This window comes from Lichenicoccus roseus (assembly GCF_005844085.1).
Taxonomy (GTDB): domain Bacteria; phylum Pseudomonadota; class Alphaproteobacteria; order Acetobacterales; family Acetobacteraceae; genus Lichenicoccus; species Lichenicoccus roseus.
The window spans coordinates 1-13,461 of sequence record NZ_VCDI01000004.1 but is presented as its reverse complement, the minus strand read 5'-3'; the positions used below and the strand labels follow the sequence as shown (position 1 = coordinate 13,461).

The following is a 13,461-nucleotide window of genomic DNA, read 5'->3' as shown; positions in this document are numbered from 1 at the left end:
TTCAGGCTCCGGCACAGGCGGATCAGTGGCCGGTATCGCCGGCGTCGGCCGCGTTCTGGTCGAGGACGTAGACCCGCGAGCAGTACGGGCAGAAGGTCTGGCTCTCGACGATGCGCAGCCAGACGCGCGGATGGCCAAGCGGCCCGTCGCCGCCGTCGCAGGCCACCACCCGGCTGTCGACGACGATGGTCTCGATCTCGCCGAGCTGCGGGGTAGGGGTAGATGCGCCGAACGGCATGGATGCGCCTCGTCTGTGGCCGGTATGATCGGGCGATGATACGCAGGAAGACCGTGCGCATAAACCTCCGTCTCCCGCCAGTCGTCCGGCTGTCTCGCCTGCTGCTCGCCCTGCCGCTGCTGGCGGCCTGCGCCGGCGGCCCCTCCAGGACCGATGCCGCCCACCTCGTCGCATGGCGCGCGCACGCCGCCGATCGCCGGCTGGTGCCGCCCGATCTAACCTGGACGCTGACCGATGGCGCACGCATGCCGGTGCGGGCGTGGCTACCGCCCCCGGGTCGCACGCGCGCCGTGGTGCTCGCCCTGCACGGCTTCAACGACAGCCGGGACGCCTGGGAGCTGGCTGGTCCGGCGCTGGCGGGGCAGGGTATCGCGGTATTCGCGCCGGACCAGCGCGGCTTCGGTGCGGCGCCCGGGCGTGGGCGATGGCCCGGCACCGACCGGCTGGTCGACGACGCCGCGCAGATGGCGCGCTTGGCTGCCGTCGCCGAGCCGGGCCTGCCGCTCTATGTGATGGGCGAGAGCATGGGCGGTGCGGTGGCGCTGTGCCTGGCTGCGCGGTCCGACCATCCGGTGTTTGCCGGCGTCGTCCTGCTGGCGCCTGCAGTGTGGAGCAGCACGCAGATGAGCCCGCTGCTGACCGCCTCGCTCTGGGCCGCTTCCACCTTTACCCCGGACTGGAGCCTGACCGGCCGCGAGGTCTCGTTGCATGTGGTGGCGAGCGACAACCTCGCTGCCCTCTACCGGCTCTCCTACGACCCGCTCACCCTGGTGGGCAGCCGGACCACGGCCTTGCGGGGCCTGGTGCAGTTGATGACGCAGGCGGCGGGGGATGCGTCGAGCGTGCGGGGCAGGGTGCTGATCGCCTACGGCGCGCATGACGATCTGGTCCCGGCCGCCGCCATGGCCGCCACCTGGCGCCGGCTGCCGGCCTTGGTGCGACGGGCCTACTACCCGCGCGGCTACCACCTGCTGATGCGTGACATGGGCCGTGCCTCGGTGATCGGGGACGTGGTGTCCTGGATCCAGGATCCCGATCGCGCGCTGCCCTCGGGGGCGGATGTCGCAGCGGCGGCCTGGACCGCCGGCGCCGGCTGGGAGACCCGGGTGCCGCTGTTGCTCCCGGCCGGGCTGGACGGCCTCGCCGGCGGCGGCTGAGACTTGGCAGGGCGGGCTCGCCGGGCTATGCAACCCGGGCGGGACCCGTAGCTCAGCTGGATAGAGCGTCGCCCTCCGAAGGCGAAGGTCGAAGGTTCGAATCCTTTCGGGTCCGCCACCAAATTCCATGATCACAGCGACTTGGATGGCGCTTTCGCTCTGGTGTGCCGCCCTCAGGGCGCAGAGCACGCTCCAGAGGTCAGTGGGCGGCGACGGTCCCCGACGGCTGCGACAGGAGAAGGCAGAGCGCCGCAATGTCCGCGGCGGGACGTGCCTTGCTGAAGAGATAGCCCTGGGCTTCGACGCAGACGCCAATCTGCAGTTGCCGCAACTGCTCCTCGGTCTCGACGCCCTCGGCCAGCGTGATCATGCCGAGGGTCTCGCACAGGTCCGTCACCGCGGTCACGATCGCATTGCATTCCTGGCCGGTTCCGAGGCCCTCGATGAAGGAGCGGTCGATCTTGACTTTGCTGAACGGGAACCTCCGCAGCGAGTTGAGCGAGGAATATCCGGTACCGAAATCATCCATTGAGATACTGAGCCCGAGATCGCGCAGCTTGTGGAGGATGATGAGTGTTCCTTCGGTGTCGTCGAGCATGACGGTCTCGGTGATCTCGATCTCGAGCCGGTCCGACGCCAGTCCTGAAGATTGCAGTGCGGCGGACACGTCCTCCACCAGGGTCGGGGAGCCAAGCTGGATGGGCGACACGTTGACCGCGACGCCAATCCGGCCGGGCCACGTGCTTGCGTCCTTGCAGGCCTGGTTCAGTACCCACCTGCCGATCGGTATGATGAGGCCTGTCTCCTCGGCCAGCGGAATGAAGTCGCCAGGAGGCACCAGGCCGCGCTGCGGATGGTTCCAGCGCAGAAGGGCTTCAAAGCCGATCACGATGCCGGCCTTGATGTTCATGAGCGGCTGGTAATAGACCTCGAACTGCTTCTCGATGATGGCCTTGCGGAGGTCGATCTCCAGCGTCCGCCGGGCCTGCATGGTGGCATCCATGCCCTGCTCGAAGAAACGGTAGCTACCCCGTCCGGCCGCCTTCACAGCGTAGAGCGCCGTATCCGCATTCTTCAGGAGCTGGTCCGGATCGCGTCCATCCCGGGGAACGAGGGCAATACCGACGCTGGTTCCGACGACGACCTGCTGGCCTTCAAGCTCGTAGGGCTCGCTCAGCACCTCGATCAGCCGGTTGGCGAGCACGGTCGCGTCCTGCGGCTGGTCGAGGCCGGACTGCACGATGGCAAATTCGTCGCCGCCCAGGCGGGCGACCGTATCGATCGCGCGCACCTGTTGCTTCAGGCGGTGGCTGACTTCCTGCAGCAGGGCATCACCCACCGGGTGGCCGTGGGTGTCGTTGACTGCCTTGAAACCGTCGAGGTCAAGACAGAGGAGGGCGGAGGTCTCACCGCGCAGGCTGCGCGCCACCGCCTCGCGCAGACGCTCGTGGAACAGCAAGCGGTTCGGCAGGCCGGTCAGGGCGTCATGGTGCGCCATGTGGCTGATCTTGGCCTCGGCAAGCCGTCGCTCGGATATATCCTCCAGGGTCAGCAGCCAGCCGTCGCCCTTGATCGGAACGTAGCTTACTGCCAGCGTACGGTCATCACGCAGGTGTACGCTGCAGCCGCCGGGCTGCCCGACGGCTACCAGTTCTCGCAGGCCCAATGAGAGAGACTCGACATCATTCTGCGGCAGCGCCGCATGCGCGAGGATCTCCTCGATGGTCGAGCCGGCGGCGACATCGCCGTGATCGAGGGCGAGCATCTCGGACAAGCGGTTGTTCGCCACGATAAGTCTGCCGGCATGGTCGAACATGCAAAGCGCCTGTGACATGTTGCCGAGCGCTGCGCTAAGACGGCCATTCTGGATACCCATTTCCCGGTCCGCAAGCGCCCGTTCGTGCGCCAGTTCCAGCATGGCCTCCGCCTGGTGCCGGGCGCCTTCCGCGCGTGCGAGGGATCGCTCCTGCGCCACCTGTCCGGACACGTCGGCGATGGTCAGGATGCAGCGTTCCGCACCAAGCTTGACCAGGGTGCAGGACAGCACGCGGGTCTCGCTGACGAATACCCGGTGGTTCTCGCACACGTTGCCGTATTCCGCTGGAAACGCTTCGATCAGGCTGCGGAGTTCCGGCGCGTATGGCCCCATGATCTGGAACAGGTTGCCCGACCAATCCCTCGAGATTGGCAGGAGCAACTGCATCGCCAGCGGATTGATCAGACCGAAAGCTCCGTCGGCAGTAATCTCGGCGACCCCCAGGGGACAGGCGTAGATAAACTTCAGGAGGTCCTCGTTCTCGCTCGCGAGGGATATGCTTGCGATGCTATCCACCGACCATGCTCCGGTCGACGAGGATCCAACGGCGTGATGCGGCGGCGCCCTGCAGCAAGCGCAGGCGAACCGGGGTCGGGCGCATCCGGAAGGTCAGCATGTAGTTTATGACTGTATCGAGTTCCTTCTCGTCCTCGAAACGCTGCGCCACCATGAAGTTGTTCATGCACTGTGCAATGCTCAGGAAGAAGTGCGAGCCGATCACCGAGGCTGCGGGCAATCCTGCAAGTCTGGCCTCCGTTCTGTTGTATGCGACGACCAGTCCCTCCTGGTCGAGGGCGACCACACCATACGGCAACATGTCGGTCTCTTCGCTGGATAGCGTCTCAAGCCTTTCGAGATCGATATCAACGAACCCGTCACAGATTGATGTGGCTTCAAGCATCTCGACATCCTTCGCTTGGACGAGACGCGAAAGGGCAGCCTCGCCGATGTCGCGCTCGCCTGGGTGTTCTGGTATTGCCGGTGACGCCAGGAAATGAAGGTGTCAAACATCAGTATGGACCGGTGTCGTTAACAAGTCCTTACCTCTGGATGCGTGAACAGCCACGTTCGGCCGGTCCTGCATCAACAGCCTTCGCTTCCCGAGGAGATTGCCGCGCCGGCAGGCGACGCGCACCGCATCTTCCAGCGCATGCGCCAGCGAGACCTCAGGAAGGTCTGGCTGGTTAAGGATCGCGCCCACGCCGCCGGTCCGTCTCAGATTTCCGCGCGGAGGCGCAAGATCACCGTGTTGCGAAAGCTCTGCAGGATGGAGGATCTGGCGTCGGGTGTAGGCAGGATGCGCCGGCCCTCGCAATTCGATGGCCAGACGACCAGCATGAGCTAGGCGTCCACTCCCGAACACCACAAGTCCAGAACGATCAAAATGCCTGGTTCGAGTACCGTGCGGTTAGAGTTTCCTTCATCCCGGCCGCGCAGCTTCATCGGATGAAGACCGATGATCGCATGACCGTTCCTCCCCTCCCGGGGGCCGACCTACACACATCGTCGATCGTCTATCTGCCGATGCTGTGCCTCGGCCTGCTGGGCTTCGGCTTGGGCTTGATCTTCTACCGCAACGCGCCCGGATCGGACCTGATGGTGTTCCACACCGCCGGCCGGCTGGCGGAGTTGGGAGACTACGCGACCCTGGCCGACGGCAGCCGCTTCACCGAACTCCTCGTGAAGACGCACCAGGCCTGGCTCAGGGTGCCCCCAGGCCTGCACCCATGGGTCTATCCGCCTACGATGCTGCCGTTCGCAATGATGATCGGCGCGTTTCCGTTCGGTTTCATCTATCCGGTCATGATCGCGGCTTCGCTCATCGTGCTGCTCTCCTGCATGGCGCGCTGCTGGCCGACCGGATCCGCGCGGGACCTTGCAATCCTTCTTGTCGTCCTCTCGCCGGGCACCGGGTGGTGCATCGGCGCGGGGCAGGTCAGCTTCATCGCCGCAAGCATCATCCTCGCCGGCCTCGCGGTCCTTCGGCGTAGGGGCCTGGCGGCCGGGCTGGTGCTCTCCCTCCTCACGCTCAAGCCCCAGTTCGCCCTGCTGGTGCCGGTAGCCCTTGTCTGCGGAGGCAACCGTAGAGCCTGCATCGGCTTCACCCTCGGAGCGGCAGCCCTGCTGGCCCTCAGCGTGGCGATGCTGGGCGCGGATCCATGGCTTTCCTGGATCCATTTCATCTCCGGGACGGACGCGCATTTCGCCGCCTGGCAGGAGACCGGACGCTACTCCGGGCAGAGCATGGATGCGCACCTCCTGGTGCTTGGTTTTTCATCGCGTATCGCCGGTGTCGGCCAGCTCATCGCGTCGCTGGCGGCCGCCGGCATCGTCGGCTGGAGTTTTGCCACCATCCTGGACACGCGGCGCCGCATGATCGTCTTCATGGTGGCGGCCACCCTCGGCGCGCCGCACATCTCGAACTACGACGCCGTCCTGTCCGCCCTCGCCGCCGCACTGGTCCTGACGTCGCCCCGGCAAGTCCGCGGGCCGGGCATCACCATCGTTGCGATACTCGTCTGGTCGAGCGCCCTGGTCAATCCACCCTTCGTCATGAAAGCCCTGGGCATTCCGGCCCTGGCGATACTTTCAGCGGCGACGCCACCGCTTCTTTTCCTGTTCGCGATCATGACGATCATCGCCCGAAGCGAGCTGCCGGCCACGATCGGCTACGACCGAGCCTAGTCGTGGCCGTGCCGTTGCGCGCGCTCCTGCTCGACCTGGGCCACCGTGCGATCCAGGGCGCGGAAGAAATTCCCCTGTCCCAGGGCCTGGCAGCGCAGGACGGCCATGAGGATGGCCTGGACCTTGCCGTCCCGCCCGAGCGGCTTGTCGGCGCCCGCGGCGCGAAGATGGTCCTGCAACGCATCGACGATGGCTTCCCGGCCGTCGAAGGCGCCGGTCTGGAAGCTGGACCGGATGGCTGCGCAACTCGGCCCGGCCGCCTCGGCAACGGCTGGCTGGCCAGCGGGGAGGAGGCCCAGCAGGGCGAGTGCTGACATGAACAACAGGCGTTGCGGATGCATGGGACGGCTCCCCGGCACCGTCAGATGACGGCGGCGATATTGAAGAACAGGCCGCGGCCGGGATGGACCCAGTAGAGCGGCGCACCGTTCCCGGCGGCGGCTCCCGCGTAGCCGATCAGGCTGAGATTGTTCAACAGGTTGGTCGCCTGCATGCCGAGTTCGACACGACGACCATGGAGCACCGGAAGGATGTAATGCACGGAGAGATCGAGCGTGTCGTATGACTTGATCGGGTACTTGTTGACGAAGCCGGTATCCACGCCCCATTGCGGCCCCACATCCTTGTCGAGCAGGGAGAACCCGACCCGGTCGCCTTCGAGCGCCACATTGGCGCGGTCGAACAGCAGGCCGGCGACGGCGGTTCGGCGTGGTGCCTGGGCGACCGACGCGCCGTTGAGATAGTTGGCATCGTTGAGCGAACCGTTGGCGTACAACGCGAAGCCGTATCCGATCTGCGCCGTCGCCTCGACTTCCACGCCCTTGAAATGCGCCGAGCCCTGGTTGGTGTACAGCGTGTTGGTGCCGAGCGTGGTGGCGGCGATGTAGTCCTGGTAACGGATGTAATAGAGGTCGGCATCCGCCGACAGCCACTTGTGCTGATACACGGTTCCGACCTGGTAGTTGTCGGTGCTTGACGGCTGCACGCTGTTCACGATGGACGCGTAGAACACGTTGAGCGGCGGCGTCAGGAAGCCCTTGGCGGCCTGCGCATAGACCGACAGCCCGGTCGCGACCCGGTAGTTCACGTCGATCGAGGGCAGCGCCTTGTTGTAGGTCGCGTTGTCGTTCGCCGGCCCCTTGATGGTGCGTACCAGCGGTCCCTTCAGCTCGCGGGTGACCGAGCTGTATTTGACTCCGACCGTCACCGTCAGCCGCGTCGTCGGCTTCCACGCGAACTCGATGTAAGGCTGCGCCGTCGTCAGGCGGTCGAAATAGTCATACTGGAACGGCGACGCCGTCCGCGATGTCGTGTAGGGCAGGTCGTCGCGCGTCAGCACCACGTTGGTCTTGTAGAGCGGGTTGTCCTCGGTCTCGAACCAGGCGCCGGTGCGAAGCTGGCCGTAGCGCGTATCATAGGTCAGGCGCAGGATGTCGCCCCAGGCACGGTAGTCGTTCTTGTAGGCTGCCCCCGGAACATCGTTGTCCAAGGTCGTGCGCACGCCGTTCAGGTAGTACGACCGGGTTGCGGTGGTGGTGAGGTTCGGGGTGCTGAGCGAGGTGTCCGAGGTCTGTGTTCCGCGATGATAGAAGGCTGTCGTATAGGCCTGGTCCGAGACCTTGAGCCCGCTGCCGAAATCATGATCGAGTTTGATGTATTCGAAATCCGTCGTGTAGTTGTCCCGGTTGTATGGACCGTAGGCCTGCGAACGCGGGTCGGCGTTCAGCGAGAAGTTGCGGCCATACTCGTTGATCAGGGCCAGCGGCGTGCCGTAGGGCGTATCGGTGACGGCGTTGTCGAGATTGACCGCCGCGGTCAGGACGGTGTCGACGCCGATCGGCTGGACATACTTGGCGAACAGGTTGCGGCGTTCGTCGCTCGTGCCCGTCAAGGCCCCGCGGCTCTCGTTGCGCTGGATGTCGATAAGCAGGCGGCCGTCGCCGAATATTCCGCCAAGCTTTCCGGTATCGATCTGCAGCCCGTAGAGCTTGGTCCCGAAGCTGCCGAAGGTGGCGTACGGATTGAACCGCATGGTGGTGGATGGATCGCGCGAAGTGAGCTCGACGTCGCCGCCGAAGGTCGCCGAGCCGACGGTCGAGGCGGGTCCCGGACCGCGGTTGACGACGATGCCGGAGAGATCGTGCGCGACGAAGTAGGCCGCCGGTTGCGGCGAGAGGTTGCTTGGCGAGCCCGGAACCTGGACCCCGTCGAACAGCACGCTGAACTGGGTGTATTGCAGGCCGCGTATGCTCTGCCCGAAATCCTGTTGCAGGCCGGGTCCGTTCGGATCGATATCCATGGCGCTCGGCGTCAATCGGATGATGTCGTCGTAGTTCGAGGTAGCCGGCACGTTCTCCTGGATGAAGCGCTGGCCGATCACCGCGGTCGGCTGGATCTGCTTGAGCGATCCTTGCGACGGCGCCTGCGCCGTGGCGGCGCCGGGGAAGACATGCCCGTTGACCTGGACATGCTCGGTGGGCTCGGGCGGCCGAGCCGGCGGCGGCTTGGCGGCTCCGGGCAGCGCCGGCGGGGCAGCCTGCGCCGCGGCCGGCCGCTCCAGTGCGCAGGGGGTCAGGATGCCGAGGGCAAGTGCCACAAGCGGCCGAACGGCACCGATATCTTTGATCACGAGAAGCCTGACGAGATGCTGACGTCCCGTCTTAGTTTCTGGACCGGTTGAACGGCATGAAACTCTGGTGACAACCGTCCTTAAGGAGAGCCAGCGCTAGGCAGGCGGTCCGATCAGGGTGTGCAGCAGCGTGATCAGTTCGCTCGGCAGGTAGGGCTTCCTGAGCAGCCGGTAGTCGTAATCATCGCGCCAGCGCGGTTGCAGCGCCTCCGGGCGACCGGACGCGATGATGACCGGGATCTCCGGGAACTTCTCCCGGACGCTTGCCGCCACCTGCGAACCGTCCACCCCGCCCGGCATGTGGAAGTCGGTCACCAGGGCGGTGAAGCGACGGGGCGGCTGGCGCAGCATCTCGACGGCGACGGAGCCGCTATCGACTTCCACCACCTCGTAGCCGGCATCCTGCAGGCTCTCCGCCATGACCTCCCGGATCAGGGTCTCGTCTTCCACCAGCAGCACACACACGCGAATGGTCTCCGACTTCAGGAACCCAGACGCGGTGCCGGCTCTATCGTTCCTCCGGGTGTCCTGGGCACCCCGGCGAATATACGCCGGTGTGATCGGAACAGTGCGGGGCGCCGGCCTGGATGGATGCACGATGACCGAACCGACCGATCCGACTGACACGCCAGAGGCACCCGGACACCACGTGTCCGGCGGACGCAACGTGATCGCGTCGGGAGGCGCCGCCGCGGGCACCAAGGCAGGTCATACCGACATCTTCTTTGCCGCCGTCCAGATGAGCCGGATGCCGATGGTGCTGACCGATCCGCACCAGCCCGACAACCCGATCGTGTTCTGCAACCGCGCCTTCGAGCTGCTGACCGGCTACAGCCAGGAGGAGATCATCGGACGGAACTGCCGCTTCCTGCAGGGCGACGGCACCGATCCGGAAGCCATCGACGAGATCCGCCGCGCGCTTCGCGCCTCGCAGGACGTGCATCTCGAGATGGTGAACTACCGCAAGGACGGATCCTCGTTCTGGAATGCACTGTTCATCAGCCCGGTGATCGATACCGGCGGCAACCTCGTCTACCACTTCGCCAGCCAGATCGACGTGACGCGGCGGCGCGATGCCGAGGCGGTGCTGCAGCAGTCGCAGCGCATGGAGACCCTTGGCGCGATGGCGTCCAGCCTCGCGCACGAGTTCAACAACCTGATGACCATCGTGCTGGCCAACCTCGAGCGGCTGGCGGTCGAACCCAGCAGCGAGCGACGGGCGAAGCAGATCGAGCGCGCCAGCTGGGGGGCGAGGCGGGCATCGAAGCTGACCGACCAGATGCTGTCCTTCGCCAGGCGGCAGTTCCATGACGACCAGCTGCTGGACGTGAACGAGACGCTCGCCAACTGCGACAGCATCCTCGACCAGATGGCGGGATCGACGGTGGAGGTCACGCTCGACCTCGCGCCGGAGCCGCTGGTGACGTCGCTCGATGCCAGCCAGCTGGAAATGGCGTTGCTCAACCTGGTGCGCAACGCCGCCGACGCGGTACCCGCCGGAAGCAGCATCGGCGTCAGCACCCGGCTGCGGCCGCCGTCCGGGCCTGACGGCACGCCGGCCATCGAGATCGCGGTCACCGATCGCGGATCGGGCATGGATGCCGAGGTTGCCCGGCGCGCCACCGAGCCGTTCTTCACCACCAAGGCGCTCGGCAAGGGGACCGGGCTTGGCCTGTCGATGGTGAAGGGGTTCGTGGAGCAGTCGCGTGGCCGCTTCGAGCTGGAGTCCAAGCCGGGCGTCGGGACCACAATCAGGCTGGTGTTCCCGCAGGTCGTCCCGCCGGCGTCACACGCAATGTCCTCGATGTGATCGCAACGGATCGTTACACGCCTTGACCGGTTTCCTGCCGGCTCGATGATGCCGGCAACAAGAAGCTGTCGGGGGACGTCATGTATCGCACCATCCTGGTCGCCGTGGGGACGCTTGCCTTGTCGGTCGCGACCGAGGCGCAGCCGGCGCCGCCGTCGCTGGAATTCCCCACCCTGTTCCCGGCGGCGCAGCTGACGCCGCTCTATCCGGACCAGAAGACCTTCTGCGACCTGGTCCCCAAGGCACCGCCGTTCGCCATCAACACCCTGTACGCCCTCGCCCGCCGGCAGCCGGGGTTCTCGCTCGCCGGCTTCGTCGACCTGGCGTTCACGTCGGGTCCGCCCGGCCCGACCATTCCGCTGGCCTCCGCGGGCCAGCCGATCCGCAGCTACATCGACGGGCTCTGGACCACGCTGACCCAGACCGCGCCGGCCGGCTCGCCGTATGCGTCGCTGCTGCCGCTGCCGCAGCCCTATGTCGTCCCCGGCGGACGCTTCAACGAGCTCTATTACTGGGACACCTTCTTCGACCTGGTCGGCCTCGAGCAGTCCGGCCGCAGCGACCTCTCGGACGCCATCATCGACGATTTCGCCTACGAGATCCGGACCTTCGGGCACATTCCGAACGGCAACCGCTCCTATTACCTGAGCCGCTCGCAGCCGCCCTTCTTCGCGACCATGCTGGCACTGGTGGCCAGGCGTCGCGGCGCCGGCGTGTTCCGGCAGTACCTGCCGGAGCTGCTCACCGAATACGCGTACTGGATGCGCGGCGCCGACGGGCTCGCCCCGGGGGCTGCCGCGCACAACGTGGTCCGGCTCTGGGACGGCACCGTGCTGAACCGCTACTGGGACGAGCGCGACGCGCCCCGCGACGAGTCCTACGCCGACGATGTCGCCACCGCCACCGGATCCGGCCGCGTCGCGACGACGGTGTATCGCGACCTGCGTGCGGCGGCGGAGTCTGGCTGGGACTTCTCCTCGCGCTGGCTCACCGACGGCAAGACCTTGTCCACCATACGCACCACCGAGATCGTGCCGCCCGACCTCAACAGCCTGCTGTACGGCCTAGAGGCGGCGCTGGCAGTCGGTGAGCAGCAGGCCGGCAACCAGGCGGCCTCCGCGCGCTATGCCGCCGCTGCCGCCGTCCGCAAGGCGGCGATCCAGCGGTTGATGTGGGACGACAGCTCCGGCGCCTTCGTCGACATCCTGCGCAGCACCGGCAAGAGCACCGGAGTATACTCGGCCGCCACCGTCTACCCGCTGGTGTTCGGCATCGCCACGCAGGCCCAGGCGCACAAGGTGGCGGTCTCGCTGCGCCAGCGCCTGCTGCAGGTCGGCGGCGTGGCGACCACGACGATCGCCAGCGGCCAGCAATGGGACTTCCCGAATGGCTGGGCGCCGGTGCAGTGGCTCGCCACCGAGGGCTTCCGGAACTACGGCGAGAACGACCTCGCCTACACCATCGCGGCGCGCTGGACCGCCAATGTCAGCGCCGGCTTCGGCAGCCTCGGCAAGCTGGTGGAAAAATACGATGTCACCCGCACCGATGGTGGTGCCGGCGCGGGCGGCGAGTATGCCACCCAGATCGGCTTCGGCTGGACCAACGGCGTGCAGCTCGGACTGTACGCCGACTATCCCGGGCTGAAGGCCGGTGCCGGGAGTTCCGCGTCGGCCCGATCCACGGCGCCGCAGGCTTCGGCGATCCAGCCGGTCTCGCTGACCGCTCCCCTGAACCGCAACCGGTGAGCGCCTCGGAGGATTGCACGATCTCGACGCGGCATGTCAGATTTCGGCCGATTTGACCGGGGTGGCCGGCAGGAGCCGGAGACCGCCCGGTGCAGCAACCAGGACAAGGATGACGATCATGGTCGATAGCAGGATGACGAAGCAGGCCCATGGGAAGGCCGGCTTCATCGCGGCGCTCGATCAGAGCGGCGGATCGACGCCAGGGGCGCTGCGTGCCTACGGCATTCCGGACAGCGCCTATGAAGGCGAGGCCGAGATGTTCCAGAAGATGCACGAGATGCGCGTGCGGATCATGACCTCGCCCGCCTTTACCGGCGAGAAGGTCATCGGTGCCATCCTGTTCGAGAAGACCATGGACGGCGAGGCGGAAGGCCGTCCGGTGCCTAGCTATCTCTGGGAGCAGCGCGGTATCGTGCCGTACCTGAAGGTCGACAAGGGACTGGAGGCCGAGCGCGACGGGGTCAGCCTGATGAAGCCGATCCCGGGGCTGGATGCCCTGCTGGAGCGCGCCGTGAAGCTCGGCGTCTACGGCACCAAGATGCGCTCGGTGGTCAACCTGCCGTCGCAGGAGGGCATCGCCGCCATCGCACGCCAGCAGTTCGAGATCGGGGCGCAGATCTCGCGCCACGGATTGATGCCGATCCTGGAGCCGGAGGTTTCGATCAAGAGTCCCGACAAGGCGGCGGCGGAGGCCATCCTGCTGGCCGAGCTGCGGAAGGGCCTGGATGCCCTTCCGGACGGCCAGCAGGTCATGCTGAAGCTGACCATCCCGGATGTGCCGGACACCTACGCGCCGCTGATTGCGCACGACCGGGTGGCGCGCGTGGTGGCGCTTTCGGGTGGCTACAAGCGTTCCGATGCCTGCCGGCGCCTCGCGGCCAACCACGGCATGATCGCGAGCTTCTCGCGGGCCCTGATCGACGAACTCAGGGCGGCGATGAGCGATGCCGAGTTCGACGCTGCCCTCGCTGCTGCCATTGACGAGATCTATCAGGCCTCCACAGTAAAGATCTGACTAACAGAGCAGCTTTGTCAGTATTGTTTCGCAAGGGCGGAGCCGGTATCGGCTCCGCCCGTTGTCCTCCAGGTGCTTCCAGATAATGATTGCATGGACCGAAACTCAGGCCCCGCCGAGGTTTCATTGCAAACTCGCAATATGATAGCCTTGTCTCGCAGGCGCCGGTAATTCCCAGTATACTGGTCTGGTTATTTTCTGTTTACTTGCGTCGACTTGTCATAACCGTCAGCTTCAACTTGTATTCACGAGAACGTGAGTTCATCATCCGCGTGGGTCGTGATCCTGATGGTGGTGAAAATGCGTGTGCTTCTGGTCGAAGACGACGTCGCTTCTGCCCGCGGGACCATTGCGGTCCTCAAGGGC

At 66.0% G+C, this 13,461-nt stretch carries 12 protein-coding genes and 1 tRNA gene; 7 read left to right on the top strand and 6 right to left on the bottom strand.

Going from position 1 to position 13,461, the window contains the following annotated elements; translation table 11 throughout:
• Positions 1–22 precede the first annotated feature (22 nt).
• On the bottom strand, positions 23–238 hold the full coding sequence (locus FE263_RS12490) for a zinc-finger domain-containing protein (RefSeq protein ID WP_138326363.1): 216 nt from the start codon (positions 236–238) through the stop codon (positions 23–25).
• A gap of 35 nt (positions 239–273) precedes the next feature.
• Between FE263_RS12490 and FE263_RS12485 the strand changes: the two genes are divergently transcribed.
• Together FE263_RS12485 and FE263_RS12480 are read left to right on the top strand one after the other, a co-directional pair.
• The gene (locus FE263_RS12485) at positions 274–1,395 is read left to right on the top strand and encodes an alpha/beta fold hydrolase (RefSeq protein WP_171034088.1); all 1,122 of its coding nucleotides are present in this window, start codon (positions 274–276) and stop codon (positions 1,393–1,395) included.
• A 41-nt stretch (positions 1,396–1,436) separates the two neighbouring features.
• Positions 1,437–1,513 (top strand) — tRNA-Arg (locus FE263_RS12480).
• 81 nt (positions 1,514–1,594) lie between these two features.
• On the opposite strand, the gene FE263_RS12475 is transcribed toward FE263_RS12480, so the two are convergent.
• Positions 1,595–3,313, bottom strand: a complete 1,719-nt coding sequence (locus FE263_RS12475; RefSeq protein WP_171034087.1) for a putative bifunctional diguanylate cyclase/phosphodiesterase — start codon at positions 3,311–3,313, stop codon at positions 1,595–1,597.
• 406 nt (positions 3,314–3,719) lie between these two features.
• The gene (locus FE263_RS12470) at positions 3,720–4,112 is read right to left on the bottom strand and encodes a sensor histidine kinase (protein WP_138326360.1); all 393 of its coding nucleotides are present in this window, start codon (positions 4,110–4,112) and stop codon (positions 3,720–3,722) included.
• A gap of 153 nt (positions 4,113–4,265) precedes the next feature.
• Between FE263_RS12470 and FE263_RS12465 the strand changes: the two genes are divergently transcribed.
• Positions 4,266–4,556 carry a hypothetical protein gene (locus FE263_RS12465; RefSeq protein ID WP_138326359.1) on the top strand — a complete coding sequence of 97 codons (291 nt, stop codon included), beginning with the start codon at positions 4,266–4,268 and terminating at the stop codon, positions 4,554–4,556.
• A gap of 119 nt (positions 4,557–4,675) precedes the next feature.
• Positions 4,676–5,896: a glycosyltransferase family 87 protein gene (locus tag FE263_RS12460; protein WP_171034086.1), complete on the top strand. Its 1,221-nt coding sequence runs from the start codon at positions 4,676–4,678 to the stop codon at positions 5,894–5,896.
• Here FE263_RS12460 and FE263_RS12455 read toward each other — a convergent pair.
• The 3 genes from FE263_RS12455 to FE263_RS12445 form a co-directional block, all read right to left on the bottom strand.
• Positions 5,893–6,237 carry a hypothetical protein gene (locus FE263_RS12455; RefSeq protein WP_138326357.1) on the bottom strand — a complete coding sequence of 115 codons (345 nt, stop codon included), beginning with the start codon at positions 6,235–6,237 and terminating at the stop codon, positions 5,893–5,895. The two genes, FE263_RS12460 and FE263_RS12455, sit on opposite strands and share 4 nt — an antisense overlap.
• A gap of 20 nt (positions 6,238–6,257) precedes the next feature.
• Entirely contained in the window at positions 6,258–8,525 is a 2,268-nt protein-coding gene (locus FE263_RS12450) for a TonB-dependent receptor (RefSeq protein ID WP_138326356.1), read from the bottom strand.
• Between the two features lie 96 nt (positions 8,526–8,621).
• Positions 8,622–8,990, bottom strand: coding sequence for a response regulator (locus FE263_RS12445; protein ID WP_138326355.1), 369 nt, complete (start codon positions 8,988–8,990; stop codon positions 8,622–8,624).
• 133 nt (positions 8,991–9,123) lie between these two features.
• On the opposite strand from FE263_RS12445, the gene FE263_RS12440 reads away from it, so the two are divergent.
• From FE263_RS12440 to FE263_RS12430, 3 genes are all read left to right on the top strand, one after another.
• The gene (locus tag FE263_RS12440) at positions 9,124–10,335 is read left to right on the top strand and encodes a PAS domain-containing protein (protein ID WP_171034085.1); all 1,212 of its coding nucleotides are present in this window, start codon (positions 9,124–9,126) and stop codon (positions 10,333–10,335) included.
• Positions 10,336–10,415: 80 nt separating this feature from the next.
• On the top strand, positions 10,416–12,080 hold the full coding sequence (gene treA, locus FE263_RS12435; RefSeq protein ID WP_138326353.1) for an alpha,alpha-trehalase TreA: 1,665 nt from the start codon (positions 10,416–10,418) through the stop codon (positions 12,078–12,080).
• Positions 12,081–12,198: 118 nt separating this feature from the next.
• Positions 12,199–13,095, top strand: a complete 897-nt coding sequence (locus tag FE263_RS12430; RefSeq protein ID WP_138326352.1) for a fructose bisphosphate aldolase — start codon at positions 12,199–12,201, stop codon at positions 13,093–13,095.
• Positions 13,096–13,461 lie beyond the last annotated feature (366 nt).